At 71.9% G+C, this 21,572-nt stretch carries 19 protein-coding genes; 4 read left to right on the top strand and 15 right to left on the bottom strand.

All coding sequences use genetic code 11. The annotated features are described in order from the left end of the window. Window positions 1-22 precede the first annotated feature (22 nt). The 5 genes from ACH4SP_RS05630 to ACH4SP_RS05610 form a co-directional block, all read right to left on the bottom strand. A complete protein-coding gene (locus tag ACH4SP_RS05630; RefSeq protein ID WP_398409666.1) occupies window positions 23-805 on the bottom strand; it encodes a Crp/Fnr family transcriptional regulator in 783 nt (260 codons plus the stop codon). Between the two features lie 368 nt (window positions 806-1,173). Next, complete coding sequence (locus tag ACH4SP_RS05625; protein ID WP_398409665.1) at window positions 1,174-3,738, bottom strand: polynucleotide kinase-phosphatase; 2,565 nt, start codon at window positions 3,736-3,738, stop codon at window positions 1,174-1,176. Then, window positions 3,735-5,222, bottom strand: a complete 1,488-nt coding sequence (locus ACH4SP_RS05620; RefSeq protein ID WP_398409663.1) for a 3' terminal RNA ribose 2'-O-methyltransferase Hen1 — start codon at window positions 5,220-5,222, stop codon at window positions 3,735-3,737. The genes ACH4SP_RS05625 and ACH4SP_RS05620 overlap by 4 nt, the downstream gene beginning before the upstream one ends. 57 nt (window positions 5,223-5,279) lie before the next feature. After that, on the bottom strand, window positions 5,280-6,191 hold the full coding sequence (mmuM, locus tag ACH4SP_RS05615; RefSeq protein ID WP_398409661.1) for a homocysteine S-methyltransferase: 912 nt from the start codon (window positions 6,189-6,191) through the stop codon (window positions 5,280-5,282). Between the two features lie 77 nt (window positions 6,192-6,268). Beyond that, window positions 6,269-7,192 carry an LLM class F420-dependent oxidoreductase gene (locus ACH4SP_RS05610; protein WP_398409659.1) on the bottom strand — a complete coding sequence of 308 codons (924 nt, stop codon included), beginning with the start codon at window positions 7,190-7,192 and terminating at the stop codon, window positions 6,269-6,271. 246 nt (window positions 7,193-7,438) lie between these two features. Between ACH4SP_RS05610 and ACH4SP_RS05605 the strand changes: the two genes are divergently transcribed. Continuing rightward, window positions 7,439-7,738 carry a hypothetical protein gene (locus tag ACH4SP_RS05605; protein WP_398409657.1) on the top strand — a complete coding sequence of 100 codons (300 nt, stop codon included), beginning with the start codon at window positions 7,439-7,441 and terminating at the stop codon, window positions 7,736-7,738. An 11-nt stretch (window positions 7,739-7,749) separates the two neighbouring features. Here ACH4SP_RS05605 and ACH4SP_RS05600 read toward each other — a convergent pair whose 3' ends face one another. From ACH4SP_RS05600 to ACH4SP_RS05575, 6 genes are all read right to left on the bottom strand, one after another. Beyond that, window positions 7,750-8,286, bottom strand: a complete 537-nt coding sequence (locus ACH4SP_RS05600) for a DUF6099 family protein (RefSeq protein ID WP_398409655.1) — start codon at window positions 8,284-8,286, stop codon at window positions 7,750-7,752. Window positions 8,287-8,407: 121 nt separating this feature from the next. Next, the gene (locus ACH4SP_RS05595; RefSeq protein ID WP_398411727.1) at window positions 8,408-8,827 is read right to left on the bottom strand and encodes a nucleotide pyrophosphohydrolase; all 420 of its coding nucleotides are present in this window, start codon (window positions 8,825-8,827) and stop codon (window positions 8,408-8,410) included. Window positions 8,828-8,931: 104 nt separating this feature from the next. After that, complete coding sequence (locus tag ACH4SP_RS05590) at window positions 8,932-10,113, bottom strand: AAA family ATPase (RefSeq protein WP_398409652.1); 1,182 nt, start codon at window positions 10,111-10,113, stop codon at window positions 8,932-8,934. 56 nt (window positions 10,114-10,169) lie between these two features. Next, window positions 10,170-10,559, bottom strand: a complete 390-nt coding sequence (locus ACH4SP_RS05585) for a cell division protein SepF (RefSeq protein ID WP_398409650.1) — start codon at window positions 10,557-10,559, stop codon at window positions 10,170-10,172. Window positions 10,560-10,832: 273 nt separating this feature from the next. After that, window positions 10,833-12,188, bottom strand: coding sequence for a carbohydrate-binding protein (locus tag ACH4SP_RS05580; protein WP_398409648.1), 1,356 nt, complete (start codon window positions 12,186-12,188; stop codon window positions 10,833-10,835). Window positions 12,189-12,278: 90 nt separating this feature from the next. Further along, on the bottom strand, window positions 12,279-13,619 hold the full coding sequence (locus ACH4SP_RS05575; RefSeq protein WP_398409646.1) for a class II 3-deoxy-7-phosphoheptulonate synthase: 1,341 nt from the start codon (window positions 13,617-13,619) through the stop codon (window positions 12,279-12,281). Between the two features lie 193 nt (window positions 13,620-13,812). On the opposite strand from ACH4SP_RS05575, the gene ACH4SP_RS05570 reads away from it, so the two are divergent. Beyond that, complete coding sequence (locus tag ACH4SP_RS05570; RefSeq protein ID WP_398409643.1) at window positions 13,813-15,387, top strand: anthranilate synthase component I family protein; 1,575 nt, start codon at window positions 13,813-13,815, stop codon at window positions 15,385-15,387. 68 nt (window positions 15,388-15,455) lie between these two features. Then, window positions 15,456-16,031, top strand: coding sequence for an anthranilate synthase component II (locus ACH4SP_RS05565; protein WP_398411725.1), 576 nt, complete (start codon window positions 15,456-15,458; stop codon window positions 16,029-16,031). Here ACH4SP_RS05565 and ACH4SP_RS05560 read toward each other — a convergent pair. Further along, window positions 15,970-17,433, bottom strand: a complete 1,464-nt coding sequence (locus tag ACH4SP_RS05560) for a PLP-dependent aminotransferase family protein (protein ID WP_398409641.1) — start codon at window positions 17,431-17,433, stop codon at window positions 15,970-15,972. The genes ACH4SP_RS05565 and ACH4SP_RS05560 overlap by 62 nt on opposite strands. A gap of 121 nt (window positions 17,434-17,554) precedes the next feature. Between ACH4SP_RS05560 and trpD the strand changes: the two genes are divergently transcribed. Further along, the gene (trpD, locus tag ACH4SP_RS05555; protein WP_398409639.1) at window positions 17,555-18,613 is read left to right on the top strand and encodes an anthranilate phosphoribosyltransferase; all 1,059 of its coding nucleotides are present in this window, start codon (window positions 17,555-17,557) and stop codon (window positions 18,611-18,613) included. Window positions 18,614-18,620: 7 nt separating this feature from the next. Here trpD and trpC read toward each other — a convergent pair whose 3' ends face one another. From trpC to ACH4SP_RS05540, 3 genes are all read right to left on the bottom strand, one after another. Next, the gene (gene trpC / locus ACH4SP_RS05550; protein WP_398409636.1) at window positions 18,621-19,439 is read right to left on the bottom strand and encodes an indole-3-glycerol phosphate synthase TrpC; all 819 of its coding nucleotides are present in this window, start codon (window positions 19,437-19,439) and stop codon (window positions 18,621-18,623) included. Between the two features lie 205 nt (window positions 19,440-19,644). Next, window positions 19,645-20,532 carry a DUF2268 domain-containing protein gene (locus ACH4SP_RS05545; RefSeq protein ID WP_398409634.1) on the bottom strand — a complete coding sequence of 296 codons (888 nt, stop codon included), beginning with the start codon at window positions 20,530-20,532 and terminating at the stop codon, window positions 19,645-19,647. Window positions 20,533-20,607: 75 nt separating this feature from the next. Further along, a complete protein-coding gene (locus ACH4SP_RS05540; protein WP_398409632.1) occupies window positions 20,608-21,462 on the bottom strand; it encodes a thioesterase II family protein in 855 nt (284 codons plus the stop codon). Window positions 21,463-21,572: the final 110 nt, after the last annotated feature.

Genomic DNA, 21,572 nt, shown 5'->3' with positions numbered 1-21,572 from the left:
CGCCACCACGCGATGTAGCCGTTTACACATCCGGCCCGCCTTTCTCCCCGGGTCCCGGTCCGGTCCTCGTGCCGGGTCCCGCCCCCGGCCGTGCCCCTTGCCCGCCGCGCGGGGGCGGCCCGGCCCTGCCCTGTGCCAGCAGGAGGAGCAGCTCCATGTCGGTCACGGTCACCCGCCGATTTCCGGTGTGTACGACGTCCTGCTCGCGCAGCAGCCGCAATGCCTTGGCGACCGCCTCCCTGGTGGCGCCCACCGCGGAGGCCAAGTCGTGCTGGGGAAGCGGAAGTTCGACGACCACAGCGCCGTCCGCCGCGGTCCTTCCGGCCCGCTGCGCGAGTTCGAGGAGCCGTACGGCGAGCCGCCGCAGGACGGTCTCCGACGCGAGGGAACGCCGCTCGCTGTCGGCGCTGCGCAGCCGCGCACTGAACTGACGCATGATCAACGCGGTGGCGTGCGGCCGCGCGGAGAGGAAGTGCCGGAACCGCTCCCCGCTGATGGAGGTCGCCTCGACGGGACCGAGCGCGGTCACGGTCGCGCTGCGCGGTCCCTGGTCGACCGCGGCGAGGTCTCCTATCACCTCACCCGCCCCACGGAGCGCAAGGATGAGGCGGGCGCCGCGCTCGGTGGAGACGGAGACGACGGACCACCCGCTGCGCACGGCCAGCACGAAGGTGCCGGTGTCGCGCTCCTGGAGCATGACCTGCCCCGGTTCGTAGACGCACGGTGCTCCCAGGCCGAGCAGGGTTTCCCGGTCCTGCCGCGAAAGGGCATCGAGAAAGGGGCGGCCCTGCCCGAAAAGACTCATCGCCTCGCCCCCGTTGGCACCCAGGACGCGACGTGGTGACGATGCGTCAAGCAGAGAGGAAAGGAAGACTAGGCACCTGGCACACCCGAGTCAAGAACGATCAACTCCTCTTTCTCAGCAGCACAGTTGATGATCACTCAGATCGAAAAGGCATGCGAAGGACCCGGGTGCCCGACCCGCGCACGGGGCCGCGGCACCCCGGCAGCCGTACCCCCTGCTCCACCTGCCCCATCGCGCCCCGCCCGCCCGGAAACGACTGAGACCGCAGCCGTCCCGGCTGCGGTCTCAGTCGTACGGGCCGGCCCATCGAACGGCCCGGCGGCCCGGTAATCGGTCAGGCACTCGGTCGGGCACTCGACCGGCGACCCTCAGAGGCGAGGGTCCACCGGCTCCGACTCCAGTGCGAGCACTGCGAACACCGCTTCGTGCACCCGCCACAGCGGCTCGCCCCCGGCCAGCCGCTCCAGAGCCTCAAGCCCCAGCGCGTACTCCCGCAGCGCCAGCGAACGCTTGTGCCCGAGGAACCGCTGCCGCAGCTTCTCCAGCTGTTCCGGCCGGGTGTACTCGGGACCGTAGATGATCCGCAGGTACTCGCGGCCGCGCACCTTGATGCCCGGCTGCACGAGACGGCCCTTGCCGTCCCGCGCCAGCGCCTGGAGCGGCTTGACGACCATGCCCTCGCCGCCCCTGCTGGTCATCTCCAGCCACCAGTCGACACCCGCCTGCACCGACGACTCGTCGCCGGTCTCGACGACCAGCCGGCGGGTGGTCCTGAGCAGCCCGGTCGGGTCGTTCTCCACCAGCCGGTCCAGCCAGGCCAGCTGCCGGTCGTGCGGTACGCCCGCGAGCGAGCGCCCCTGCACGGCGAGCAGCTGGAAGGGGGCGAGCCGCACCCCGTCCAGGCCCTGGGTCGGCCAGCAGTACCGCCGGTAGGCCTCGGTGAACAGGCCGGCGTCCGCCGCCCGTTCGCGCTGCCGGACCAGCAGTTCGTCCGCACCTTCGACACCGCGCGACACGGCGGCCTCCAGGGCGGCGAGCGCGCCGGGGAAGGCGGCCCCCGACGCCGCACCGACGGCGGCGTACTGCTGCCGCAGCAGCCCGGACGCCTTCAGCGACCAGGGCATCAGCTCAGCGTCCAGCAGCAGCCAGTCGGTGTCGAGCTCCTCCCAGAGCCCGGCCTCGTCCACCGCGGTGCGCAGCCGGGCGAGCACCAGCTCGCCGATCGCCTCGTCGTCGAAGAACGGCCGCCCGGTGCGCGTGTGCACGACCCCGGTGGGACCGTCCGCCCCGAACCGCTCGCGCGCCGCCCGTGCGTCGCGGCACACCAGCACCACGGCCCGCGAGCCCATGTGCTTCTCCTCGCACACGACCTTCTCGACGCCGTCCGACCGGTACTGCGCGAACGCCTCGGCGGGGTGTTCGAGGTAGCCCTCCACCTTGGAGGTGCCCGTGGGCGCCATCGTCGGCGGCAGGTACATCAGCAGCTGCGGGTCGACGGCGAAGCGGCTCATCACTTCGAGCGCCGCCGCCGCGTTCTCCTCGCGGACCGCCACGCGCCCGTGCTCACTGGTCTCCACGGTCCGCCGCCCCGCGACATCGGCAAGGTCCAGCGGACGCCCGTCGTGACCGCCGGGCGCCTCGGCGAGCAGCGGCTTGACCGGCTCGTACCAGACCTTCTCGGCCGGTACGTCGACGAGTTCGCGCTCGGGCCAGCGCAGCGCGGTCATCTTCCCGCCGAACACCGCGCCGGTGTCGAGGCAGATGGTGTTGTTGATCCACGAGGTGTTGGGGACCGGCGTGTGCCCGTAGACGACGGCCGCACGGCCGCGGTACTCCTCGGCCCACGGGTAGCGCACGGGCAGACCGAACTCGTCGGTCTCGCCCGTGGTGTCCCCGTACAGCGCGTGGGAGCGGACGCGTCCGGACGTACGCCCGTGGTACTTCTCGGGCAGTCCGGCGTGGCAGACGACGAGGTCGCCGCCGTCGAGGACGTAGTGGCTGACGAGGCCGTCGATGAAGGTCTTCACCTGCTCCTTGAAGCCGTCCTCCTCCCTGTCCAACTGCTCGATGGTCTCCGCGAGTCCGTGGGTGTGCTGGACGTTCCTTCCCTTGAGCCAACGTCCGAGCTTGTTCTCGTGGTTCCCTGGCACGCACAGCGCGTTTCCGGAGGCGACCATTCCCATGACCCGGCGCAGTACGCCGGGGCTGTCCGGGCCGCGGTCGACGAGGTCGCCGACGAAGACGGCGGTCCGGCCCTCCGGGTGCGCCCCGTCGACGTAGCCCAGCTTCCCCAGCAGCGTCTCCAGTTCGGAGCGGCAGCCGTGGATGTCGCCGATGATGTCGAAGGGGCCGGTGAGGTGGGTGAGGTCGTTGAAGCGCTTCTCCAGGACTATCTCGGCCGCCTCGACCTCCTCGACGCTGCGCAGGACGTGCACCTTGCGGAACCCCTCGCGCTCCAGTCCGCGCAGCGAGCGGCGCAGTTCGCGCTTGTGCCGCTGGATGACGTGGCGGGGCATACCGGCCCGGTCGGGGCGCTCGGCGTTGCGTGCCGCGCACACCTCCTCGGGCAGGTCGAGGACGATCGCGATCGGCAGGACGTCGTACTTCCTGGCGAGCTGGACGAGCTGCTTGCGGCTCTCCGACTGGACGTTGGTGGCGTCGACGACGGTCAGCCGGCCGGCTTCGAGGCGCTTGCCCGCGATGTAGTGCAGCACGTCGAAGGCGTCCCGGCTCGCGCTCTGGTCGTTCTCGTCGTCGGCGACCAGACCGCGGCAGAAGTCCGAGGAGATGACCTCGGTGGGCCTGAAGTGCCGGCGCGCGAAGGTGGACTTGCCGGAGCCGGTGGCGCCGACCAGGACCACGAGGGACAGGTCGGTGACCGGGAGCCTGCGCGGTGCGGTGGTGCCCGGTGCTGCTTCGGTGGTGCTGCTCATGCGACCTTCGCCTCCTTCACGTTCTCGGTGTTCTTGTCGTCGGGCGTGGCCATGGTGAAGACGGCCATCTGCGTGGGCGGCCCCACCTCCGGGTCGTCCGGCCCGACGGGCACGAACTCGACGCCGTACCCGTGCCGTTCGGCCACCTTCCCCGCCCAGCCGCGGAACTCCTCCCGCGTCCACTCGAAGCGGTGGTCGCCGTGCCGGACATGCCCGGCGGGCAGGGTCTCCCAGCGCACGTTGTACTCGACATTCGGCGTGGTCACGACGACCGTCCTGGGCCGCGCCGACCCGAAGACGGCGTATTCGAGGGCGGGCAGCCGCGGCAGGTCCAGGTGCTCGATCACCTCGCTCAGCACGGCGGCGTCGTACCCGGCCAGCCGCTTGTCGGTGTACGTCAGCGAGCCCTGCAGCAGCGAGACCCGCTCGGCCTGCCGCTCGCCCATCCGGTCCAGCTTCAGCCGTCGCGAGGCAATGGTGAGCGCCCGCACGGACACGTCGACACCGACGATCTCGGTGAACTTCACATCCTTGAGCAGCGCCTGCACCAACTGCCCCTGCCCACAGCCGAGATCGAGCACCCGGCCGGACCCGGCCGCACGCAGCGCCCCGAGGATCGCCTCCCGGCGCTGCACGGCGAGCGGCGTCGGCCGCTCCTCCGTCTCGGTCTCCTCGGCCACCGCGTTGTCGATCTCCTCGACCACGATGTCGTCGGCGTCCGCGAGCCGCGCCAGCTCCAGCCTTTCAGTGGCCTGCCGGGTCAGTCCCCAGCGCCGCGACAGGTACCGGCTGGTGATCAGCTTCTGTTCGGGGTGCTGCGGCAGCCAGCCCTCGCCGGCCCGCAGCAGCTTGTCGACCTCGTCGGGCGAGACCCAGTAGTGCTTGGCGTCGTCGAGCACCGGCAGCAGTACGTAGAGGTGCCGCAGCGCCTCGGCCAGCCGCAGCTCTCCCTCCAGTACGAGCTGTACGTAGCGCGAGTCGCCCCACTCGGGGAACTGCGTGTCCAGCGCTACGGGCACCGCCTCCACCGTGCTCCAGCCCAGCGGTGCGAACAGCTTCTCCACCAGGGCGGCGCCCCCGCGCGCGGGCAGCGCCGGGACTTCGATGCGCAGCGGCAGCGGCTCGGCGGCACGCTCCGGGCGGGCGTTGCACACCCCGTGCAGGGCGCTCTTGAAGACGGTGCTCAGGGCCACGGCCAGCAGCGAAGAGGCCGCGTAGGGGCGGTCGTTGACGTACTGCGAGAGTGCCGCGTCGGGTGAGCCGCCACGCCCCTTGCCCTTGCCGCGCCGGACCAGCGCCACCGGATCCACCTCAAGGAGCAGCGCGGCCGTACAGCGCTCGGCGGTCGCCTCGGGATAGAGGACGTGCGCCGTGCCGTGAGAGGTGGAGAACGTCTGCTTCCGCTCGGGATGCTTGTGCAGCAGAAATCCGAGGTCGGTCGCCGGGCGTTCCTGGGTGCCGGTGGTACTGATCGTTATGAACACGCGTCCGAGTATCGCCCGGTTCGCCCGCTCCGACCATGGGTTTTCCCAGAAGAAGGCTCACTCTCCGCGGGATCCCACACCCGCCGCGAGACCGGCGATCTGCTCGGGTCCGACCCTGCAGCAGCCTCCGACCAGGCGTGCTCCGGCCGACTGCCAGGCCCGCACCCGGCCGGGGTCGAAGGTGCCTTCCCCCGTCCAGCCGCGCCCGGCCGCGTCCCACTCCTCGCCGCTGTTCGGGTAGACGACGACCGGCTTCCCCGTGACCTCGGCGGCGATCTCCACCGCCCGGTCGGCGTCGGCCGGTTCGCAGCAGTTCACCCCGACCGCGATCACCTGGTCGTTCCCCGAGGCGAGTGCGAACGCGTCGGCCAGCGGCTGTCCGGCCCGGGTCCGCTCCCCCGCGATGCTGTACGACAGCCAGACCGGCACCCCGCACCCTTCGGCCGCCCGCAGCAGCGCCTCGGCCTCGTCGGCGTCCGGCACCGTCTCCAGGGCGAGCACATCGGGCCCGGCCCCGGCCAGGGTCTCGATCCTCGGCCGGTGGAAACGCTCCAGCTCCCGCACCGACAGCCCGTACCGCCCCCGGTACTCGCTGCCGTCGGCGAGCATCGCCCCGTACGGCCCGACCGAGGCGGCCACCCACACCGGCCACGGCCCGGCCGCACCCGCCGCACGCGCCAGCATCACGCTGCGGGCCAGCAGCCCGGCCGCCTCCGCCCGCCCGGTGCCCCGCTCGGCGAACCCCTCGTACGTCGCCTGGTAGCTGGAGGTGATGAGCACCTGCGCACCCGCCCGCACATACGCGGCGTGCGCCGCCCCGATCTGCTCCGGGTCGTCGGCGAGCAGCCGCGCCGACCAGAGCGCGTCGGACAAGTCGCAGCCCTGGGCCTCCAACTGGTTGGACAGCCCGCCGTCGAGGACGAGAGTCCCCTCGGCGAGCACAGCGGAAAGCGGGCGGGTGGACTGCACGACGACTCCTGACGGCGGACGAAGGGAGGAGGGAAGGAGGTAGGTGGGGAGGGGAGACGAGGCCGGCTCAGCTCAGCTCAGCTCAGCTGGGACAGCACCTGCGAGGAGATCAGATCCAGGTGATCGAGGTCGTCCAGGTCCAGCATCTGGAGATAGACCCGGGACGATCCGATCGCCTCGAACTGTCCGATCCGGTCCACCACTTCGGCGGGCGATCCCGCCAGTCCGTTCGCCTTGAGCTCGTCCACCTCCCGTCCGACGGCCGCCGCCCGGCGCGCCACCTCCGCGTCGTTCTTGCCCACGCACGCCACCAGTGCGTTGGAGTACACCAGGTCGTCCGACTTCCGTCCGGCCTGCTCCGCCGCGGCCCTGACCCTGCCGAACTGCCGCGCGGTGTCGTCCAGCGAGGCGAACGGGATGTTGAACTCGTCGGCGTACTGCGCGGCGAGCCGCGGTGTACGGACGGCCCCGTGGCCTCCGATCAGCACCGGCACCTTGGCCTGGGCCGGCTTGGGCAGCGCCGGGGAGTCCGCCAGCTGGTAGTACGTCCCGTCGTAGCTGAAGGTCTGGCCGACCTCCGTCTCCCAGAGCCCCGTGACGATGGCCAGCTGTTCCTCCAGCCTGCCGAACTTCTCCTTCGGGAACGGGATTCCGTACGCCTTGTGCTCCTCCTCGAACCATCCCGCGCCCAGACCCAGTTCGACCCGGCCGCCCGACATCTGGTCGACCTGGGCGACCTGGATGGCCAGCACCCCGGGGAGCCGGAACGTGCCCGCGGTCATCAGCGTCCCCAGCCGGATCCGCTCGGTCTCCCGGGCGAGCCCGGCCAGCGTGATCCAGGCGTCGGTCGGTCCGGGCAGCCCGTCGGCGGCGCCCATGCTCAGATAGTGGTCCGACCGGAAGAAGGCGTCGAAGCCCAAAGCCTCGGTGGCCTTCGCGACGGTCAGCAGCTTCTCGTAGCTCGCCCCTTGCTGGGGCTCGGTGAAGATTCGAAGATCCATGCCTCCATCCTGCACCTTCGAACTGTCGTCAACCCCGCTGATCCCACCTGTCCCCCATCTGCCCGGTCGGGTGAAAACTCGTCATCGTGGGGGTCCTCGCACTGCCGTGCCAGTGACCGGTCCCCGAAGCGCTCGTTTCCTCGGGCGGAGCCGGACAGCCCGGCCCCCGCGCCGACGACCGCTGCCGGGGCGTTGACAGCAACACCGCCCTCCTCCACCGGGAGGGCCCGGGCCGAGGAGGCCGCCATGTCCCAGGAAGCCGTGCCTGATCAGACCGCGTCCGCAAATCCGGTGCAGCAGTCCGTACCGGGCCAGCAGGCCGCTCCGAAGGGCCTGTTGCAGCAGATGGAGGAACTGATGGCGGCGCTGACCGCCGATCTTTCGCAGCTCGACGCCGATCTGCAGACCACGGGCGACCGCCCGCCGACCACCGGCACCACCGGCACCACCGGCGCCCAGGAGGGTCACCGCGAAAGCCGTGGCGACGGCCGCTCCGACAGCCGCGCCGACGGCCGCCACAGCGGCGGCCACGACCGGTCCCACTGACCGGAGCAGGGTCATGACGGCCCCGCCGCCGAGTCGTGGGCGGCGCCCTGCAGCCTGCCGTGCTCCCACACCGTGAGCCGGCGCAGCAGTCCGCGCACCCGGTCGTTCGACTCGTCGGCGGCGTCGATCGCTTCGATCGTCTGCCAGTAGAACCCTTCCTCGTCCGCGGCGCAGGCCACCCCGACGAGCGCGATCCCCACCTCTCCCAGCAGACCGCCCAGGCCCACCAACGCCCCCCGCGCGTCGGTGACTTCACCGAGCTGCGCGGCCCTCGGCCGCAGTTCGGGCGGCTGCCCGGCCGGAAAGCCGGACACGGCCGACCCGCCGGCGCTCAGGGTCGACCAGTCGATCGTCCCGCAGCCCCTGCCACCGGCCTCGCAGAGCCCCTGTGCCTCTCCCCGCAGTTCCGGCGGGCCCTTCATGGCCAGCATCCCGCCGATGGCCTGGGTCAGCGCCTGCGCCTGCCAGGCTTCTGTCAGGATGTCCAGCGGCGCCTGGCTCTGCGCCAGCGCATGTCTGCCGACCCGAATGAGTCTCACCGCGTCCATCAGCGACCCCCGTTGCCGTCCCACTCTCTCCCTGTCCACTACCCAGAGTGAGGGGAAGGGGACAGGAAAACCAGGGCTATGCGGAAATCTGTGGACACAAATGCGGTTGTGGATATTGCCATCACTCCGAAGAGTGACGAATCTCCTTCTCTGCGGCTTCCGGACCCCCGGTTTCCGGCCCCCCGGTTTCCGGACCCCCCGATTCCCGCGCCCCTGCTTCCGGAAGCCCGGCCCCCGGTACGGGGAAGCGCAGTTCGTTCCGCTCGATCTTGGCGGCCAGCGCTGCCAGCGGGTCGATCCCCAGTACTTCGCAGAACTGCAGCAGATAGGCCAGGACGTCCGCGACCTCGTCGGCCACCCGGTGCGCGGAATCCGGCTTCTCCATCACGCGGGCGGACTGCTCCGGGGTCAACCACTGGAAGATCTCCACCAGTTCGGACGCCTCCACACTGAGCGCGGCCGCCAGGTTCTTGGGCGTGTGGTACTGCCCCCAGTCCCGCGCAGCGGCGAACGCGGCCAGCCGGCGCCGGAGCTCCGTCACCTGGTCCACCGCCCGGTCCGTCACCTGGTCCGCCGCCTGCTCCGCCGCCACCTCGGGTTCCGTACCGTCCACGCCCGCCGCCGTTCTCGAATCGTCTCTCACGGCTACAGGTCTACCACCGCCACACCTGCCGCCCCACGCACGCACGAGGCGTCCGTGACCGTACCGACCAGCCTGATGTGTCCACGCCCGCACATCCGCCCGGCCAGCTCTCCCAGCGCCCGCGCCTGCCGCCGGTCCAGGCCCCGGTCGAAGCCGTCGACCAGCACCGCGAGCGCCTGGTGCGCGTCGGGCACCTCGCCCACGTACTCCATGTCCAGCACCCGCGGCCCGGTCAGCAGCACCAGCGCGAGCGCCAGATACCTCAGCTCGCCCTCGCCCAGCCGCCCGAGGGGCGTCGCTCCCCCGGCGCCCCGGCCGAGCACCGCCCGGACCGTGCCGTCGGCCAGGTCCTCCGCCGTCAGGTCCTCGACCGGTCCTGCGCACCCCTCGCGCGCCGCCGCGACGAGTGCCGTGTGGCGGATCGCGCACTCGTGGCCGGTGCGCCGCAGGACCGCAGCGAGGTTGTCGCAGCCGCGCCGCAGCAGCCCCTCGCCGGGCACCACCGGCGCGCGCATCCGCTGCGGCTGCGGATCGCAGACGTACACCGACCGCAGTGCGACGAGCACTTGCTCGGCCGCGGCCAGCACCCGCAGCTCGCCCTCCGTCCGGCCGGCCACCCGCAGCGGCAGCAGGGCCGTGCCCAGCCGGTCGTCCGGCAGCGGCGCACGCGTCACCCGCGCCGCACCCGCCGTGTACCAGGCCGCCTGGACCGTGCTCCGCCCCGGGTCGCGCAGCACGGTGGTCAGGAGTTCCTGCCCTTCGCACGTCAAACGTTCGCTGACGATCCTGAGTTCCGGCTCCGCCTGAACCGCGAGGTCGAGATGGACGGGACCGGCCGGGCCGTCGACCGTGCAGCCGATGCGGAATCCGCGGCGTCCCTGTCCATCGGTGGCCACCCGCTCCGGCACGCAGTCGGCCGGTGCCGGGAACGCCTCGTCGAGTCCTTCGCCTGCCCCCAGCCTGGCCAGCGCCTCGTACACCCGCAGCACCGTCGTCTTGCCGCTCCCGCTCGGCCCAGCGACGAAGGTCAGCGGACCCAACGGAAACACCGCCCCGCGGTGCGGACCGAAGGCGGAGAGCCGCAGTTCGGTGACCTCGGGGCGGTGCGGGCGTACGGAGTGGGAGAGGGACGGAGGGGTGACGGAAACAGGAACGGGAGGGTGGGTGAGCGAAGGCACAGTCATGATGCGGACGCTATGCATCCGCATCATTGACGAACCGTTACACCTGGGAAGTCTTCCTACGATCGAGGGACGGCCGTGGCCTCGACGCCCTCGACCTCCATGCCGACCGGCGCGAGCAGGAACACGTTCCGGTCGACCCGGTGCATGCCGCTGCCGAGGCCGAAGACCACACCGCTGCTGAAGTCCAGGATCCGCTTGGCGACATCGGTCTCCGCGCTGGTCAGGTCCAGCAGCACCGGAATCTGCGCGATCAGGTACTCCGCGACCTCCCGCGCGTCCGAGAAGATCTGAACCCGCAGGACGATCATCCGCCGCTGCTCCACCGCCTCGTACTCCTGCGGCATCGTCCGGTGGTCGGTCCTGGACGGCCATTCGTTGCGGCTGCGCAGCGGTACGACCTGGGCGAGCCCTTCCCACTGCTCGTCGGTGACGTCATACCTGCTCACCGGACCACCCCACCCACGTGCTGTATCTGCATCCGGCAATTCTGACGCCCCTCACCCGTACGGCCTACCAGCGACACGGTACAGAAGGTAATCAGCCGCACATTCTCCGCCTCGGCCGCACATTCTCCGTCAGGGAATTCGCCGCACAGCGCCGCACAGCAGTGTGTCCGGTGCCGCGGAACACGGCACCGGACGACGGGTCACTGCCTGCCGCCTCCTCCATGAGGCGGCGGTTGCCTCTATGAGGCGGCGGTCACACGGATTGCCAGGCGGTCACACGGCCTGCCAGAGGGCCGGGACGTTCGGGGGCGTCCAGCCCTCCTGCGCCTGGTGGCCCTGGAGGCACCGGTAGGTGACACCCCCGTACGTCACCTGGGCGCCCGTCGCGTAGACGGTGCCCACCGCCCAGGTGCCGCCGGGCTCACCCGGGCCGGGGCCCGGGTCGTCGTTGGTGGTCTTGAGGGTCAGACCGTACCCCTGGAGCAGGGGGTTGATCGGCTGGTAGAAGGTCGTACCGCCGGATCTGCAGTTGCCGGAGCCGCCGGAGGTGACGCCCTGCGCCTGGCTGCCGGATATGAACGAGCCGCCGGAGTCGCCCGGTTCGGCACAGACCGAGGTGCGGGTCACCCCGGTGATGGTCCCCTCGGGGTACGTCACGCTGGTGTTGTGCTGCTGGATGGTGCCGCAGTGCCAGCCGGTGGTGGATCCCGACCGGCACACGGAGGCGCCGACCGCCGCCTGGGTCGATCCTGTGACCTGGACGTTCCCGCTGCTGCCCTTCACGTACGGCGTCGCGGTCCAGTTGGAGTTGGTGGCCACCCAGGCGGTGTCGCGGCCGGGGAAGGTGGAGGCCTGGAAGGAGCCCTGTGCGACCTGGTTGTAGCCGGTGGTGGTGGTGCCGGGCCGTCCGCAGTGTCCGGCGGTGGCGAAGCCCTGCTGCGTCCCCTTGGTGATGGCGAAGCCGACCGAACAGCGGCCGCTGCCGTTCATGTAGTACGCGTCGCCGCCCCTGATGTCGTAGAGCGGACGGGGCTGCTGCGCGGACTTCTCCGTCCGTACGAGCGCGGGGTCGACCCCTGCGGCTGCGACGAGGGCCTTCGCGGCGGCCGGGTGGACCGCCTGCAGGGTCACCTTGTTCGTCCTGACATTCACGAAGCGGACGGGTACGTCCTTCGCAGCTGTCGCCGCGGCGGCCCTGTCGAGCTTCGCCAGCGCTGTGTCCAGCTGCCGCAGGGTGTGCGGTACGACGAGGGCGCGTGCCCCCTTCGACTCGATGGACGGCACGTCGGCGGCGTCGGTGGTGGCCACGGTCAGCGTCCCGGAGTCGGCGCCCTGTACCCAGGCACCGCCGAAGTCCCGCCCGAGCGCGTTCTGCAGCAGGCCGGCGACGGCCCCCGCCTCGGCCTCGTTCACCAGTCGCGCGGTGGCCTGCTGCGCGGTGACGCCGAGGTCGCGCTGCATGGCCCGCAACAGTTCGGGGGATGCCTTGCCGACGCCCAGGGTGTCGGAGGCCGAACGTGCGGCGGCCGCGGCGGGGTCCGCGGACGCGGTGCCGGGCAGCCCGGCCAGCACGAGCGCGCCGACCGCGGCGAACGCGGCGCAGGCCGCCTTGGCATGTCTGTGGAGCATGCGGGTCTCTCCTCGTTCTCGGTGGGGGTACCGAAACCGTAGGAGGGACAACTGCTCTGCGGGAGCTGCCAGTTGACCCCTCGGTCGGTGTTATGGCCCGAGCGGGCCGCGGTACATCTCGGCGAGCAGGAACGCCAGGTCGAGGGACTGGGCGTGGTTGAGGCGGGGGTCGCAGGCCGTCTCGTACCGGTGGTGCAGGTCCTCCGCCAGTACCTCGTTGCCGCCGCCGGTGCACTCGGTGACGTCGTCGCCGGTGAGCTCGACGTGGATGCCGCCCGGGTGGGTGCCCAGCGCCTGGTGGACCTCCATGAAGCCGCGCACCTCGTCGAGCACGGTGTCGAACCTGCGGGTCTTGTGGCCGCTCGCCGCGGTGGTCGTGTTGCCGTGCATCGGGTCGCTGACCCAGCAGACCAGCGCGCCCTCGGCGTTGACCTTCTCCACGAGGGTGGGGAGCAGGTCCCGGACCCGGTCGGCGCCCGCACGCACCACGAAGGTCAGCCTGCCGGGTTCGCGGTCCGGGTCGAGCCGGTCGATGAGCTTCAGGACGGTGTCGGGCTGCGTGGCAGGGCCGAGCTTGACCGCGACGGGGTTGTGGACCTTGGAGAAGTACTCGACGTGCGCGCCGTCCAGGTCCCTGGTCCTTTCACCGATCCACAGCAGGTGGCCGCTGGTGGCGTAGGCCCGGCCGGTCGCCGGTTCGGTGCGGGTCAGGGCGGACTCGTAGTCGAGCAGCAGCCCTTCGTGGCCGACGAAGAACTCGGCGGTGCCCAGTTCCCGGGTGTCGACCCCGCACGCCTGCATGAAGTCCAGGCTGCGGCCGATCTCGTCGGCCAGTTCCTCGTAGCGCTCGCCGGCCCGCGAGTCGGCGACGAAGCCCCGGTTCCACTCGTGCACCTGGCGCAGGTCGGCGAATCCGCCCGTGGTCAGGGCCCGTACCAGGTTGAGCGTCCTGGCCGACGCCTCGTACATCAGGCGCAGCCGCCCGGGGTCGGCCCGGCGGGCCTCGGCGGTGAACTCCAGGCCGTTGACCGCGTCGCCGCGGTAGGAGGGCAGGGCGAGGCCGTCCCGGTGCTCGACCGGGCTGGAGCGCGGCTTGGCGTACTGTCCTGCCATCCGGCCGATCTTGACGACCGGCAGCGCGGTGGCGTGGGTGAGCACGACGGCCATCTGCAGAAGCGTCCTGAGGCTGCCGCGGATCGTGTCGGCGGTCACCCGGTCGAAGGTCTCGGCGCAGTCCCCGCCCTGGAGCAGGACGGCCTCGCCACGGGCGACGGCCGCCGTCCGGCGGCGCAGTCGGTCGCATTCGGCGGCGAAGACCAGCGGAGGGGCCGTCTCCAGCCAGCCGGTCACGGCACGCAGTTCTTCCGTGCCCTGCCAGTCCGGCTGCTGTCCTGCGGGAAAAGCACGCCAGGATTCTGCGGCTGTTCTCATGCTTCTTTTCATTACTGCCTTCCGGTGCGGAGGCCAATAAAGAACGTGTGCCCACTCAATCCGCGCGGCCCTTCCGGGTCAAGCTGTTCGGGAATGGCCCGCATCGGCTGCGGGGAATTGGTCTGGCCCGGCTCTCGCATCCGCTGATTCACTCGCTCCCGGCCGATTCCAAAGGGAGCAGAGGGAGTTCACCTTGCCGGAAACAACGACGATCGGCGTACGGGTCACCGCGGCGGGGCTGCCGCGGCACGACCCCCTCGATCTCTACGTACGTCTGCGGGACTTCCTGCCGGAGCAGGACGTGTTCCTCTTCGAGAGCATGGCGGGCGCCGACCAGGACCGGCGGTCGGCCGTCGTCGGCTTCGGCCGGCTGGCCGAGATCCGGGTGTTCGACGGCCACATCGACCTCGACGGAGCGCCGGCCGTCACCCGGGCGCTCGCCGCGGCGGCCGAGGGTGCCGGGCTCACGGTGGACCGCACGGCCGAGGACGGGTCCGAGGTCGGTGCCGGGTCCGAGTCCAAGTCCAAGTCCGGGTCCGGGTCCGGGTCCGGTGTGCGACGGTTGCGCTTCGCGACCCCCGACCTGCTCTGGGAAGCGCTGGCCGCGGCGCAGCGGGTGTTCGCCGTGGAGAGCACCGTGCCCACCACCGCCTACGCGTTCGGCTTCCTGACGTCCCTGGCGTACGAATCGGCCTGGCTCATGGAGTCGTTGCCGGCCAGGACCGTGGCACCGCGGGTTCCGGACATGACGCTCACGCTCTTCCAGGAGACCGTCTGGTACGACCTCGCGACGGGAGGCGTGCGCCGACTGCGCGCCGAGAGCCCGGAGTTCCCCGCCCCGGCGGCGGGCGTCGACGTCGGCACGCTGGCTGCTGAGGCGGCCGGGGCGGCCAGGAGCGCGCCGGAGGCGCCCGTACCGGAGGCTCCCGTACCGCTGTCGGTGCGCGACAGTGTGAGCCGCGAGAAGTTCCTGGGATGGGCCGAGAGGTGCCTGGCACACATCGGAGTCGGTGACATCTACCAGATCCAGATCGGCCATCGCCTCGACGTCCGCTCCGCCCTGACGCCCGTCGAGGTCTACCGGCGGCTTCGCCATCGCAACCCCTCGCCGTACATGTTCCTGATGCCGAGGGCGGGCAGCACCCTGATCGGTGCGAGCCCGGAGCTGTTCTTCCGGATCGAGGGCGGGGAGATCACGATGCGCCCCATCGCGGGCACCGCCCGGCGCGGCCCCGACGAGGAGGAGAACCAGCGCCGCATCAAAGAGATGCAGGAGAGCACCAAGGAGCGGGCCGAGCACATCATGCTGGTCGACCTCTGCCGCAACGACATCGGCCGGCTGGCCACGCCCAGCACCCAGCCCGTGGACCGGCTGATGGCGGTCGAGGGCTTCTCGCACGTCTTCCACCTCGTGTCGACGGTCTCCGGTCGGCTGGAGGCGGGTGTGGACGCGTGGCGGGCGGTGCGCGCGACGTTCCCCGCGGGGACCATGACCGGCGCCCCGAAGGTGCGCGCCATGGAGATCATCGACGAGTTGGAGGAGGAGCGGCGCGGCAGTTACGCGGGCGCCGTGGGGCTGGTGGACGTACGCGGCTGGAGCGAACTGGCGCTGTGCATCCGCACGGTGGAGTACGACGGGGAGACCTACTCCACCCAGAGCTCGGCGGGCATGGTCGCCCAGTCGGAGCCCGCGGCCGAGTGGCGGGAGACGCTGGCGAAGATGGGGGCGGCCTACTGGGCGCTCACCGGTGAGGAGTTGCAGTCGTGAAGGAGATCGAGGAGACCCGGAAGGCCCAGAAGACCCAGGGGACCCAGAAGGCCGAGGAGTTCCAGGACATGCGGGTGCTGCTGATCGACGCCTACGACAGCTTCGTGCACATCATCGACCAGTACCTGCGCACTCTCGGGGCGCGGACCGAGGTCGTCCGGTCGCTGTCCCGCTCGCCCGGCCGGCTGGCGGCGTCCGAACCCGACGCCGTGGTGCTCGGTCCCGGCCCCGGCCACCCGGCCGACTCCGGCCATGTCGAGCTGGTGCACGAGTTCGCCGGCCGGGTGCCGCTGCTCGGTGTCTGTCTGGGGCACCAGGCGATCGCGCTGGCCCACGGCGGCCGGGTCGAGGTGGCGGGCGAGCTCATGCACGGGCGGACCAGTACGGTGCGGCACGACGGGGCCGGGGTGTTCCAGGGGCTCGGCAACACCCTCGAAGCCACCCGCTACCACTCGCTGATCGTCTCCGACCCCCTCCCGGAGCCGCTGGTCTCCACGGCCTTCGCCACCGACCACGGCTATGTGATGGGCCTTCGGCACCGGACGCTGCCGATCGAGGGCGTGCAGTTCCACCCCGAGAGCATCACGACCAACGGCGGTCTTGCGATGCTGGAGAACTTCCTGCGGATGCGGGCGACCGTCTGACCGCCGCCACCTCACGGACGGCCTCCGCCACCTCACGGACCGCCTCCGCCACTCCGGCGCGCGGCAGGTGTGCGTGCCCGACCACCAGGGCGGGCGCCCCGCCTCCCGGCCGGACGTGGAACGCCGCACCTCCGCGCACCAGTACGGACCGGCGCAGCGCCCCCGCCACCAGCGCGGCCTCGTCCGTGTCCCGGGGCAGTCGTACGTACGCGTGCAGCCCCGCGGCCCGGCCGACGACCTCGGCGCCCGGCAGGTGTCCGCGCACCGCCTCGTCGAGGGTTTCCCTGCGGCTGCGGCACAGGGCGTTCAACCGCCGCAGATGGCGGTCGAACAGCCCGCTGCGCAGGAATTCGGCGAAGGCCAGCTGGGTGAGGGTCTCGGTGCCCAGGTCGTGGCGGGCGCGCGCCCTCAGCAGCCGGTCGAGCAGCGGCCGGGGCGCGGCCAGCCAGCCGAGCCGCAGGCCGGGGGCGAGCGACTTGCTCGCCGTACCCGCGTGGACGACGCGGTCGGGGGCCGTGCGCTGGAGCGCCAGGGGGCGGGTGGCGCCGCGTTCGTACCAGAGGCCGCCGTCGTAGTCGTCCTCGATCACCCAGCCGTCCCGTTCGCGCGCCCAGCGGACCAGTGCCTCGCGGCGCCGTGCGGAGAGGGTGACGCCGGTGGGGTACTGGTGGGCGGGGGTGACCAGGACGGCCCGGACCCCGGACGCGGCGAGGGCGTCGACGTCGATGCCCTCCTCGTCCACCGGCAGCGGTACGGTCCGCAGTCCGCTCCCGTGGACGAACCGGCGCTGCCCTGGATGGCCCGGGTCCTCGATCCCCAGGGCGCCGATCCCCAGGTCCGGCAGGACCGCGCAGAGCAGGCCGAGCGCCTGGGCGAAGCCCGCCACCACCATCACCTGGTCCGCGGTGGTGCGCACGCCGCGCAACCGCCCGAGGTAGTGGCCGAGTTCGACGCGCAGGGCCGGTGCGCCGGCCAGCGGCGGGTAGTCGTGGTCCGCGGGCCCGGCCGCGTGCAGGACCCGCTGGTAGCAGCCGAGCCACTCGCGCCGGGGGAACGCCGGGAAGTTTCGGCCGCCCGGACGCAGGTCCCAGCGGACGGCGGGGATCCGCCCCTCGTCCAGCAGGGCGGGCACCACGGCGGGTTCGGCGTCCAGGTGGCGCACGACGCGGGTGCCCGCGCCCTGGACCGCCTCCAGGTACCCCTCGGCGACCAGCTGTCCGTACGCCTCCACCACCACGCTCCGCGACACGGCGAGGTCGTCGGCGAGCCGGCGGCTGGACGGCAGCCGGGTGCCCGGGTGGAGGATTCCCTCGGATATCTCCTTCTTGATGAAATGCTGGATCTGAGAAGTCAGGGACGTCTCGGATTCTCGGACGACCTCGACCGCCACATGCAGGGCCACCGACCCTCCCCCTCTCGAATTGGACCGTACGGCTGCCCGGTCAGTGGTCTGGAATGCGTGCGCGGGAATTCACAGAATTGACGGCGAAGACCCTTTCTGGCGTCGCTCAAGGAGAATCCCCGTGACTACCGAGCCGCAGGGCCGTACCTGGCCGGAATTGCTGAACGCGCTACTGAGCCGCGAGGACCTGTCCGCGCGGGACACCGCACGGGCCATGGACGAGGTGATGACCGGAACCGTCGGCCCCGCACGGCTGGCCGGGCTGCTGGTGGGCCTGCGCGCCAAGGGCGAGACCGTCGAGGAGATCGAGGGTCTGGTACGTGCGATGCTCCGGCACGCCGTGCCCCTGGAGGTGCCGGGGCCCGCGCTGGACATCGTCGGCACCGGCGGCGACGGGTCGAACAGCGTCAACATCTCCACGATGTCGGCGGTCGTGGCGGCCGGCGCCGGGGCCCGCGTGGTCAAGCACGGCAACCGCTCCGCCTCCTCGTCCTGCGGATCGGCCGACGTGCTGGAGGAGTTGGGGGTGTCGCTTGACCTTCCGGCGGACCAGGTCGCGGCCGTGGCCGAGGAGACCGGCATCACCTTCTGCTTCGCCCCGCTGTTCCATCCGGCCATGCGGCACGCGGCCGGGACTCGCCGGGAGCTCGGCATCCGCACCGTGTTCAACATCCTCGGTCCGCTCGCCAATCCCGCCTCCCCCGCCGCCCAGGCGGTGGGGGTCGCGGACCGGCGCCAGGCCCCGCTGCTCGCCGGGGTGCTGGCCGGGCGGGGGGTGTCGGCGCTGGTCTTCCGGGGCGACGACGGAATGGACGAGCTGACGGTCACCACTACCTCCACGGTCTGGTCGGTCACCGGCTCCGAGGTGCGCGAGGAGACCTTCGACCCGCGCGACATCGGCATCGGGTACGCCGACGCGCGGGTGCTGCGCGGCGGCGACCGTGCTCACAACGCCCGGGTGGCCCGCGAGGTGTTCGCCGGGGCGCGGGGGCCGGTCAGGGACGCGGTGCTGCTGTCGGCGGCCGCGGGTCTCGCGGCGCTGCAGCCCAGCGCCCTGCCGGTCGCGGAACGGCTGGCGGCCGGGGTGGAGCGGGCCGCCGAGTCCCTCGACTCGGGTGCGGCCGCGGCCGTGCTGGAGCACTGGGCGGCGGTCACGGCGAAGCTGGCGCGGGAGGGGTGACGTCCCGTCACTGCGAAGCCGTTCCGGGAGCGCTGACGGTCCTGCGGCCGGCGGCGACCAGGGCGGCCACGGCCTCCCTGGCGCTGCCGCCGGTCACGACGGACTCGCCGACCAGGACCGTGTCCGCGCCGAGGGCGGCGTAGTGCGCCGCGTCGCCGGGGCCGCGGACGCCCGACTCGGCGATCCGTACGACGTCCCGCGGGATGCCCGGCGCGAGGCGGGCGAAGGTTCCCCGGTCGACCTCCAGGGTGCGCAGGTCGCGGGCGTTGACACCGATCACCCGGGCGCCGGCGTCCAGCGCCCGGTCCGTCTCCGCCTCGTCGTGCACCTCCACCAGCGGGGTCAGCCCGATCTCCCCGGCGAGCGCGACGAGTTCGGCGAGCAGCGGCTGTTCCAGCGCGGCGACGATCAGCAGCGCCAGGTCCGCGCCGTGTGCCCGCGCCTCCCAGAGCTGGTAGGGCCCGACGATGAAGTCCTTGCGCAGTACGGGGACTTCCACCCTGGCCCGGACCGCGTCCAGGTCCGCGAGCGAGCCGCCGAACCTGCGGGACTCGGTGAGGACGCTGATCGCCGCGGCGCCGCCCGCCTCGTAGTCCGCCGCCAGCGCCGCCGGGTCGCCGATCGCGGCGAGCGGCCCTTTGGAGGGGCTGGCCCGCTTCACTTCGGCGATCACGGTCAGACCTTCCGCTCCGCGCAGCAGCGCGGCACAGTCGCGGCCGGGCCCGGCCTGGGCGGCCCGGTCCTGCAACTCGCCCTCCGACACCCGGTGCTGTCGTTCCGCCAGGTCGGCGCGTACTCCTTCGACGAGTCCTTCGAGCACGTTCATCGCTGCGTCCTTCCGCTCCTGCGCACACCGGCTGCTACCGGTCGGAACTCTAGGGAGGGGAGGCGACGGAGAGCCATGTCATTCAGCGTTCGGTAAAACTCGCAGGTGGGTTCTTGATTCGGCCGGTCCTCACGCGTCGGCCCTCGCTCGCAGGACCTCGCTCGCAGGTCCGCACCCGCCATCGGTCCGCACCCGCCACCGGTCCTCACGCGTCGGTCGGCACCCCCGCGTTGGCGAGGATCTCGCGGGCCGGCAGCGCGACGCTCTCGGCGGCGGTCAGGCCGGACGCCGCGAGATGGGCGTCCACGATCCGCAGGCCCACCGCGTACCCGGCGAGGTCCGGCAGCCCGACGGGGGCGCACCCCATGAGCTCCGCGGTGGCGTCGCCGTACACGTACGGCGGCAGGTTCTGCATCCCGGCCACGTCGATCGCCGCCACGATCTTCTCGTGGGCCTCGTCCAGTTGCGCATCGGACAGCGCCGTCACCCAGGGGACCATGGCCCGCTCGCCGGCCAGTTCCCGTACGAACGCCTCCGCCAGCCCCTCGGCCACGACCTGCTCGCCGACCGTGACCGTCGCGGGGTTCCAGACCACGTTGGCGTACCGCACGTTGTGGTGGAGCTCGTGCGCGGCGGCGTGGCCGATCCTGGCGAGGCTGATCTCGTTGGGCCACATGACCAGCAGGATCGCCCCGGGGAAGCCGCCGATGCCGAAGTAGCCGCTCGAACGGACCGTCAGGTGGTGGTCGTCGGGGTTGCCGAGCACCAGGACGACATGCACCGTGTCGGCGGTCGCGGCCCCGGGCGCCGCACCGGCCAGCCGCTCCCGTGCCGCGTCGAGGCGGCCTTCGATCTCGCTCCACACCCCCGCGTCCCGCATCTGCCGCAGCGCCGTGAGGTGCCGCGGGTCCTCACGGTCGAGCGGGAAGCCGCTGCCCGTGCTGTGCATCTGCACCATGTCCACATCACCCAGCACGGACAGCGCGCTCCGCAGCGGACCGAACATCTCCCTCAGGGCGTCGGGCCGTTCCCGCAGCGGCAGTCGCAGGAGTTCGGCCATCGCGGACGCCGTGTCGTGCACCACAATCTTCATGTCCCGGACGCTAGGCCCTCCTGTTACGGGAGGGTCAAGGCCGTTTGCGGGAGGGCCGAGGGCGTTACGGAGAGATCAGTGCGAGCCGACCGCCGCTGCCGCCCCTGCCACTTCCCTCTCCCCCGCCGCCCGTCCGAACACGGCGAGGTCCCTGCGCACGGCCCGCACCACGTCGGGCAGTCGGTCGTCCAGGTAGAAGTGGCCACCGGGGAAGGTGCGGGTGGTGAACCCGCCCGTGGTGTGGCGTTCCCACCCGAGCACGTCCTCCCGTGCGACATGCGGGTCCGCGGCGCCGGCGTAGGCGCTGATCGGGCACCGGAGGGTGGTGCCGGGAGCGCTGCGGTAGGTGTCCACCGCCTCGAAGTCCGCCCGCATCGCCGGAATGATCGCTTCCATCAGTTCCTTGTCGGCGAACACGGCCGGGTCGGTGCCCGCGAGTTCGGCCATCGCCGCCACGATGCCCGCGTCGTCCCTGAGGTGCCTGCCCCGGGGCTGCGGGACCGAGGGCGCTCCCCGGCCCGAGGCGATCAGTCCGGTCACCCCTCCCGTACGGGGCTGCTCCTGGAGTCGCAGGGCGACTTCGTACGCGACCATCGATCCCATGCTGTGGCCGAACAGTGCCAACGGCCGTCCCGTCAGGGGCCCGAGCGCGTCGGTGATCGCGTCCGCCAGCGCCCTGATGTTCGCGAGGGGCCGCTCGGCGATGCGGTCCTGTCTGCCCGGGTACTGCACGAGCAGCACTTCGGCCTCGGATGACAGTGCGGCGGAGAGCGCGCGGTAGGCCCCCGCCGAGCCGCCGGCGTGCGGGAGGACGACCAGGGTGGGGCTGTCGCGCGGCGGCCGGTGGTACTGGCGGAGCCAGTCGCCGAGAACGGGGTTCCCGGTCCGTGGCACCGGAGCGTGCTGGTCCTCGAAGGGGTTCGTCGTCATGGAGCGTCCTCGGGTCGGCTCGGGGGTCGGGGTCGGTCGGGGATCGGTCGGAGGTGGTTCGGGGGTCAGGGGCGGTCGGGGGATCGGTCGGAGGTGGTTCGGGGCCGGCA

The organism is Streptomyces sp. NPDC021093, from assembly GCF_044333135.1.
GTDB lineage: Bacteria > Actinomycetota > Actinomycetes > Streptomycetales > Streptomycetaceae > Streptomyces.
This window is presented reverse-complemented; position numbering and strand designations above follow the sequence as displayed.

Coding starts and splice junctions, on each gene's coding strand:
- ACH4SP_RS05630 (WP_398409666.1), bottom strand. CDS start 805: ATGAGTCTTTTCGGGCAGGGCCGCCCCTTTCTCGATGCCCTTTCGCGG.
- ACH4SP_RS05625 (WP_398409665.1), bottom strand. CDS start 3,738: ATGAGCAGCACCACCGAAGCAGCACCGGGCACCACCGCACCGCGCAGG.
- ACH4SP_RS05610 (WP_398409659.1), bottom strand. CDS start 7,192: ATGGATCTTCGAATCTTCACCGAGCCCCAGCAAGGGGCGAGCTACGAG.
- ACH4SP_RS05605 (WP_398409657.1), top strand. CDS start 7,439: ATGTCCCAGGAAGCCGTGCCTGATCAGACCGCGTCCGCAAATCCGGTG.
- ACH4SP_RS05600 (WP_398409655.1), bottom strand. CDS start 8,286: ATGGACGCGGTGAGACTCATTCGGGTCGGCAGACATGCGCTGGCGCAG.
- ACH4SP_RS05590 (WP_398409652.1), bottom strand. CDS start 10,113: ATGACTGTGCCTTCGCTCACCCACCCTCCCGTTCCTGTTTCCGTCACC.
- ACH4SP_RS05580 (WP_398409648.1), bottom strand. CDS start 12,188: ATGCTCCACAGACATGCCAAGGCGGCCTGCGCCGCGTTCGCCGCGGTC.
- ACH4SP_RS05575 (WP_398409646.1), bottom strand. CDS start 13,619: ATGAGAACAGCCGCAGAATCCTGGCGTGCTTTTCCCGCAGGACAGCAG.
- ACH4SP_RS05565 (WP_398411725.1), top strand. CDS start 15,456: ATGCGGGTGCTGCTGATCGACGCCTACGACAGCTTCGTGCACATCATC.
- trpC (WP_398409636.1), bottom strand. CDS start 19,439: ATGAACGTGCTCGAAGGACTCGTCGAAGGAGTACGCGCCGACCTGGCG.
- ACH4SP_RS05545 (WP_398409634.1), bottom strand. CDS start 20,532: ATGAAGATTGTGGTGCACGACACGGCGTCCGCGATGGCCGAACTCCTG.
- ACH4SP_RS05540 (WP_398409632.1), bottom strand. CDS start 21,462: ATGACGACGAACCCCTTCGAGGACCAGCACGCTCCGGTGCCACGGACC.